Annotated in this window: 9 protein-coding genes; 8 read left to right on the top strand and 1 reads right to left on the bottom strand. The window is 68.0% G+C overall.

The genetic code is table 11. The features are described from left to right. Positions 1-1112 precede the first annotated feature (1112 nt). The gene (locus ABZ881_RS26695) at positions 1113-2357 is read right to left on the bottom strand and encodes an XRE family transcriptional regulator (protein WP_358488373.1); all 1245 of its coding nucleotides are present in this window, start codon (positions 2355-2357) and stop codon (positions 1113-1115) included. Positions 2358-2589: 232 nt separating this feature from the next. Here ABZ881_RS26695 and ABZ881_RS26690 point away from each other — a divergent pair, with 232 nt between their 5' ends. From ABZ881_RS26690 to ABZ881_RS26655, 8 genes are all read left to right on the top strand, one after another. Next, on the top strand, positions 2590-2919 hold the full coding sequence (locus ABZ881_RS26690) for a hypothetical protein (protein WP_358488371.1): 330 nt from the start codon (positions 2590-2592) through the stop codon (positions 2917-2919). Positions 2920-2961: 42 nt separating this feature from the next. Beyond that, positions 2962-3294: a hypothetical protein gene (locus tag ABZ881_RS26685; protein ID WP_358488370.1), complete on the top strand. Its 333-nt coding sequence runs from the start codon at positions 2962-2964 to the stop codon at positions 3292-3294. Positions 3295-3614: 320 nt separating this feature from the next. Then, positions 3615-4247: a hypothetical protein gene (locus tag ABZ881_RS26680; protein WP_358488369.1), complete on the top strand. Its 633-nt coding sequence runs from the start codon at positions 3615-3617 to the stop codon at positions 4245-4247. Positions 4248-4347: 100 nt separating this feature from the next. Further along, positions 4348-5199 (top strand): FtsK/SpoIIIE domain-containing protein, encoded by an 852-nt coding sequence (locus ABZ881_RS26675; RefSeq protein ID WP_358488367.1) that lies wholly within the window; start codon positions 4348-4350, stop codon positions 5197-5199. An 80-nt stretch (positions 5200-5279) separates the two neighbouring features. Further along, positions 5280-5561, top strand: coding sequence for a hypothetical protein (locus tag ABZ881_RS26670; RefSeq protein WP_358488366.1), 282 nt, complete (start codon positions 5280-5282; stop codon positions 5559-5561). 23 nt (positions 5562-5584) lie between these two features. Next, entirely contained in the window at positions 5585-5866 is a 282-nt protein-coding gene (locus tag ABZ881_RS26665) for a hypothetical protein (RefSeq protein ID WP_358488365.1), read from the top strand. Further along, positions 5863-6240 carry a hypothetical protein gene (locus ABZ881_RS26660; RefSeq protein ID WP_358488363.1) on the top strand — a complete coding sequence of 126 codons (378 nt, stop codon included), beginning with the start codon at positions 5863-5865 and terminating at the stop codon, positions 6238-6240. Before ABZ881_RS26665 ends, ABZ881_RS26660 begins: the two co-directional genes overlap by 4 nt. Before the next feature lie 80 nt (positions 6241-6320). Beyond that, positions 6321-6659: a hypothetical protein gene (locus ABZ881_RS26655; protein WP_358488362.1), complete on the top strand. Its 339-nt coding sequence runs from the start codon at positions 6321-6323 to the stop codon at positions 6657-6659. The last annotated feature ends 28 nt before the right edge of the window (positions 6660-6687 follow it).

The raw sequence follows: 6687 nt of genomic DNA, 5'->3' as shown, positions 1-6687 counted from the left end.
CGAACGCCGCGCCGACATCCACCTCGGCTTCCTCCAGCTCGCCTGCGCGCTGATCTGTCACCGCGAACTCATGAAGCCATTCTGAAACCATCTCTAAATGGTTCGTCGAACGCAGCAAGGATTCAGCAGGCTCGCGCAGCTGATCCCAGTATCAAGACTAGTAGCGTTTGCTACCTCGATGGGGACGCTGCCGAGAACGCAGATTCCGAAGCAGACATATACAAGCTCCCGGGATCAACTCCTGAACTCTATGTATTCAATAAGGTTCTGGATCGACTGGACGAATTGGCAGCGAAGATCGCCGTAGCCTGCCATCTCCCAATAGAACGTCAATCTGACGTCGTGAGAATTGTTCGCGAGATTAGCAATACGAACCGCGACCCTCACCTCCTTTTTGCACAGGTGGGAGATCACCTCGGCCTCGTCCCTGAGAAGATCGTCCGCGGCGCGTTCATTGCATTGTGGGCCCAGAATAACGAGACGGAGATTCATGAGATTCTCGACCCGCTGATGGGCATTCTCCCCAGGAGCAAGGAATCTGACTCCAATCATACGTCGTCGCAGCGGTAGGCTTTGTGGGATTCACTTCAGTTGCGCAACTGACCGTTGGTGCCATCTGAGGCAGATCAGAGGTCCTCATTACCGCTGTCCTGGCCAGTCCTTTGCGGGAACAGGCGGTGTCAACCCGGAACCCTCGATTCCGCTACTCGACCCACCCGGTAAGGTGACCAAAACCGCTTGGTTGGCCACCAGCGGAATCGAGGCGCGCGGAGCGCGGGGTTGACACCGTTTGTGCACGTGAAGAAGATCGCGGCCAGCGGGGATGCCCACCGGAACCGTCTCAGTTCTCACTCCTGCCGGCGCGTAGCCGGCGGCCCCGAGGTCCGCTCCGCCCGGAGGCCGTCAGGCCGGAGGTCGCGGAGCGGTTGCCGTCCGGCCGAGTCCGGCCCCGCGCCCCGGTGGGGCGCGGCTTGAAGACGTGTAGAAAGTTCTCACCAACCGCGGACCGCACCCGCCCGAACAGGGCGAACCCGCCCCGCGCTCCCGCGCCGAGTCTCACCTGACGGTTGACGCCACACCCTGCGATTCGGCCGGTTCCAGAGCCGAGACTGTTACGTCGTCGGCGAGGTGACTGCGATGAGCTGGTCGTGGAACTCCTGGGTCCGCTGCTCGGTGGGATACCGCTCGCGAAGGACTTCGTCCAGCTCCGATCCGACCATGTACAAGGAGAACTGCGAACGGCGATCGATCGCGAGAGCAGACGATCCGTATTCGATCGCTCCGTCGAGATCCCCGTTTCGTGCTGCCACGACGCCCAGGGTGAGCTGTGCTTCACCGGACCGCATCGGAGCCGACGACGTTCCGTCCGGGTTCTGGTTCTTGCGGATCACCTCGCGCGCGTGCATCTCGGCGAGTGTGTTGTCCCCGATGAGCCGGTAGCAGTCCATCGAGTAGAAGTCGAACTTGTCCGGGTCGACGACGAAGTGGTTGTCCGGCCGCTCCGGGTAGGGCAGCGAGTCCAGCAGCACCCGGCCCTTTTCCAGGGCCCTGACGACGTTGCGGTGGTTCCCCATCCGCGCCCACGCCTTCGCTTCCTGCCCGAGCAGCTGCACGGAGACGGACCGACCCGCAGCGGCGTCCTGGCCGGCCTGGGCGGCGGCGATGACCTCGCGGTAGCGGCCGGCGGTCAACGCGAACCAGGCACGCATCTCGTGGGCCCAGCCGATCACCTTCGGGTTCTCCGACTCCATGCCCAGCTGGAGCGCCGCCGCGCGGGTGGCCTCCGCGGCCCGCACCTGGCCGGTGTCGTACTCCAGGCAGCCGACGAGCAGGGTCAGCCAGCTCGCCGAGTCGAGCACGTCGCGGTGCTGGCTCAGGGTCAGCCGCTCACCGAGAAGGCGGGTCACCTGGCTGAGCCAGTTGCGGCTCTCCTCGATCAACGTCGCGGGGTTCGCGCTCCCGTAGTCGCAGCAGAGCTGTTCGACGGTGAGGCCGAGCGCGTCGAGTGTCCCGTCGGTCACCGAGGACTGCCGGATCCGCTGAACGAGCTCGTGGGTGTCCATCCCGCTGCGCGCGATCAGCAGCTCGTCGCCGGAGGCGAGCCTCGGGGGCCGTGGGTCGTCGAAGATCGAGTCGACGACGGTGCCGAACACCGCTGCGATGATCGGCCGGTAGAACTCGTCCGGCTTGTTGCGACCGCGCTCCCAGCGCTTCCACTGGTCGAGCAGGCCGCCCGGGAGCGGCACCTCGGAGAAGGTCCGCATGGCGGCGACGACGTCGGCCTGGGACCAGCCACGCGCCTGCCGCTCGCGATGGAGACGGTCGGCCCACACGGGGCGTTCAACGTCGTCGCTCACGAGGACACGGTACCGCCCGGACGGACGTACGGCGTTCGGCTTCACCTTCGATGTGGACAACGCTGAATCTCCATCTCCTTGATTTGCAATCGTGAATTGGGGGCACCGGTGCCCCCTTACGCTGCCCCCTTTTCTGCCTCTGATGAGTGCGCTCGCACGGATCGACTATAGAGACGTCACCCCGTCCGGGGTGAGCGTCCTGCAAGTTGATCCCAGAGGGAGCACGGCAGCAATGAAGTTGATTCTGGACACCGGTTCCATGCGTTTCCAGGCGTCGGGCGGATTCGAGCCGCGGCTGGACAAGGACGGTGTGCACCGTCGGGACAAGAGCGGGAGCACGAACCTGCCGCTGTGGGCCGTCAAGCTCGTGGCCTGGAGTGACGGCGACGCGGAGACGATCCTGGTCACGGTGGCGGCCGACAACCCGCCCAAGGTCGATCAGGGTCAGTTCGTGTACGTGGACCGTCTGCAGGCGATGCCGTGGGTGCAGAACGGCAACTCGCGGGTGGCGTTTCGTGCGACGTCCGTGCTTCCCGAGGGCAACACCGGCGGGTCCAAGTAGGCCCGGCAATTTCCCGTCGAATCTTCGGAAAGGACATTGACCATGTCGGATGTGAACGGCACGTCGGTGCCGGTGACCGATCTGTCGGAGCGGCCCGAGCCGTACCGCATTCCGGAGCCCAATATCAGGAAGGTTCACGACGCGATGCTGCAGTCGCAGTACAACGTCGTGTTCGAGGCCGCACATCAGGCGTCGAAGTTCGCCATTGCGGCCAACGAGTCGAGCGGTGAGGCCGACACCGCGACGCGGCTGGGGTATCTGATCGATGCCGCCGAGTGCCTGGAGATCGCGCTGACCCAGGTCGGTCAGTGGAAGGCGGCGCTGGCCTACCGCCTGCACGTCGAGGACGAGCGCAACGCCGGGGCCGGCTTCTGACCGGCCTGCCCGGACTCGACCGATGAGGGCAGAGGTGGACACGAGACCACCGAGGTTTCCCGACCACACATGTGGTCTCGCGTCCGCCTCTGTTCGCCCTCCCATCCCCCCTGTTCAGGAGTGCAGTCGGAAGGACTGATCGATGATGGCACGCACCCGCACGTGCGCAGGGCCACCGCTCGGGTGGCCGGACCAGGTCCCGGACCTCGTTCCGGACCGGGACGATCGAGATCTTCACCCGCCCACATCAGAACCCGTACCTGCGGGTCGTGGGCTGGATGGTCCGCCTGCGGGCGGAACTGAGCTGTGTCGTGGTGATCGTGACGATCACCCTGGTGCTGCGTGAGCACCTCGACCCCGCCGACACCGCGCTGGTGTGGGGGTTCACCACCGTGCTGGTGGTCGGGATCCCGGCATCGCGCCGGTACCTGCTCGCCCGCTGCTGGGCGGTGACGACCCGTCACCGGATGCGGGCCTGCTTCGGCCAGACCCGGACCATGACCCACGACGGCAGGATGCCGCTGCTGCTGTGGTCACGACCGTCCCCCGTGGGGGAACGGGTGCGAGTGTGGCTCCCGGCCGGGCTGTCGGTCAAGGACATCGACCAGGTCAGCGACCGGATCGCCGCCGCCTGTTGGGCTCGCATCAGCCGGGTAACCCCGGTCCGGGCCCAGGCCGCGCTGGTCGTGGTGGACGTGATCCGCCGTGACCCGCTCACCGTCGCCGAGATCATCCCGACCGGGATGGACGACCTCGACGAGTACACCGACACCGATGACGGCGGGGATCACAGGGACGGCGGCAACGTCGTAGCCCTGCCCTCCCGCGACACCGTGCGACCGCCCACCACTACAGGGCAACCCCGGGCCGAGAAGCGGCCCCCACGCACCGGCGGCAAGAACGCGCCCGCGCGCACACCCGCCGACGACGAGGACGCCGACCCGAGCCTGTGACGGCTCACCCCGGCCCGTCCACCGGCGGGCCGGACCTCGGCGACCACCGCACCCGCACCCCTGCTCATGAACACGTCTCGCCGAGTGAAGGACACCTGCCATGACGATCCTCAACCGCCGGCGCTCCCGCCGGAACCGCCCACCGGGGCCGCGATCGATCTACGACCCGATCTGCTTCGGCATCGACGAGAACGGCGACCCGGTCGAGGTCACCCTGATGTACCGCAACCTGCTCGACGGCGGCGAACCCGGCTCCGGGAAATCCTCGCTGCTCAACACCATCATCGGCCACGCCGCCCTGTGCACCGACGCCCGGCTGTGGCTGTTCGACGGCAAGATCGTCGAACTCGGGCTCTGGCGCCCGGTCGCCGACACCTTCGTCGGCAACTCCATCACCCTGGCCCTGGACAAGCTGCGTGAGCTGCAGGCCGAGATGGACATCCGCTACGCCCAGCTCGACGCCGCCGGCCGACGCAAGATCGTCCAGTCCGACGGGCTCGACGTCATCCTCTGCGTGATCGACGAACTCGCCTACTACTCGGTCACCATCGGTTCGAAGGACGAGCAGGAGGAGTTCCGCACCCTCGTGCGCGACCTCGTCGCCCGCGGCCGCGCCGCCGGGATCATCGTCGTCGCCGCCACCCAACGCCCGTCCGCGGACATCATCCCGACCAGCCTGCGGGACCTGTTCGGCTACCGCGTCGCGTTCCGCTGCACCACCGACTCGTCCTCGGACATCATCCTGTCGGTCGGCTGGGCCAAGGAGGGCTACTCCGCCAAGGACATCCGCCCCGAGGACCGGGGCATCGGCTGGTTGCTCGCCGAAGGCGGCATCCCTCGCCGGTTCAAGGCCGCCTACCTCACCGACACCCACATCCGGGCCGTCATCCACACCGCCCTGCGGCTGCGTGACAACCCCTCCGGCGACCCGCCCGGCGATCCCGCTTCATAGGCCGGCCTGCCCGCCTCGCACCACCCATCCCTGTCCACCGGGCGGCTCCGGCCGTCCGTCACCGAGGAGAACCCTGTCCGATGAACACCTCACTGAACCCGTTGACGAACCTCGTCACCGCGACCGTCGGCTTCGGCGTCGTCATCGCCACCGGCTACACCGCCCGCTGGTACTTCGGCGACATCGCACCCATCGTGCTGCTGGTCCTGCTGCTGCTCGGGATCGCGGTCGCCGTCGTGATCGCCGCCGCCCGCCACACCCTCGGGCTCGGCACCCCACCCCCACCGATCCGGCTCGCCCACAACGCCGGCAACGCCAACGCCGACCCGGCTCGGGCCCACGACACCGGGGCAATCCGGTGACCGCGTCCACCGTCAAGACGGCCTTGACGCCCCGCCCTGAGCTCCGGCGCCGTCGGGTCTGCGAGAACGACGACTACGCCGCCTTCACCCGCCGGATCCTCTGCGCCCACGGCCGCCGCATCGCCCGCGGCGACATCGAAGGGCTCACCGACCTCACCCGCCTCGCCGACGACGTCGACACCGCCGTCCGGCACGCCGTCACCGGCCTGCGCGCCGCCGGCTTCTCCTGGGCCGACATCGCATCCCGCCTGGGCACCACTCGACAGGCCGCCCACCAGCGCTACAGCAGCGCAGGCCCGTCGTGATCCGCGCCGTCACCTGCTACACGATCACCTGCGACATCTGCGCCACCGAGTACGACACCGACGGCGCCGAGGAACGGTCACTGCACTTCGAATCCGAAGCCGACGCCCTGGCCAACGTCCTGGCCGACGGCTGGACCGCCGACGCGGGACGACTGATCTGCCGGACCTGTGTGCACGGCCGTAACCGTGCCCGCTGCGCCACCACCGGTCACATCTGGGACCACTGGATCCCCTGCCACTGCCGCGGCCTGATCGCCGATCACGCCCTGTTCGGCTGCGACCTCTACCGCCTGTGCCTGCGCCCGGGCTGCGACGCCCACGACACCAGCACCCTCGCCGCACTCCCGACCACCGACGACTCACCTGGTCGTTGACGGCGACCCCGCACCCCCGACCCCGGCCCGGCCGGGGGTGCCCGGTGACCGCCAACCACCTCGGACCCAGGAGCACCGCCGTGACCGCCACCCTCGACACCCCCACCGCCTCGACCACGAACGCCGGCTACCCGAACGCCCGCGCAGAGCAGCCGTTCCTCACCGCCGCCGAGTACGTCCTCACCGCCCGACAGGTCGTGCTCGCCCTGGCCGCCCACCTGGCCCGTCACGGCGACACCCTCGCGGTCAAGGTCGTCGACCCGCTCGCCGCCATCGACGCCGTCATCCGCTTCGACGGCGCCGACCTGCACAGCTGGACCACCGACCGGAGCCTCGACGACGCCGCCGCGATCCGGGCCCGCGCCGAGCACATCGCCCGCGACTACTTCGGCCACGCCTTCCCGGCCGTCCCCTGGTAGCCGCCCATGACGACCGCGACGACACCCC

The sequence above is a fragment of the Pseudonocardia sp. NPDC046786 genome, assembly GCF_040645415.1.
Lineage (GTDB): Bacteria > Actinomycetota > Actinomycetes > Mycobacteriales > Pseudonocardiaceae > Pseudonocardia > Pseudonocardia kongjuensis.
This window is presented reverse-complemented; position numbering and strand designations above follow the sequence as displayed.

Bases quoted from the DNA above. Each gene is read 5' to 3' on its own strand.
- ABZ881_RS26685 (WP_358488370.1), top strand. From the start codon at position 2,962: ATGTCGGATGTGAACGGCACGTCGGTGCCGGTGACCGATCTGTCGGAG.
- ABZ881_RS26690 (WP_358488371.1), top strand. From the start codon at position 2,590: ATGAAGTTGATTCTGGACACCGGTTCCATGCGTTTCCAGGCGTCGGGC.
- ABZ881_RS26670 (WP_358488366.1), top strand. From the start codon at position 5,280: ATGAACACCTCACTGAACCCGTTGACGAACCTCGTCACCGCGACCGTC.
- ABZ881_RS26675 (WP_358488367.1), top strand. From the start codon at position 4,348: ATGACGATCCTCAACCGCCGGCGCTCCCGCCGGAACCGCCCACCGGGG.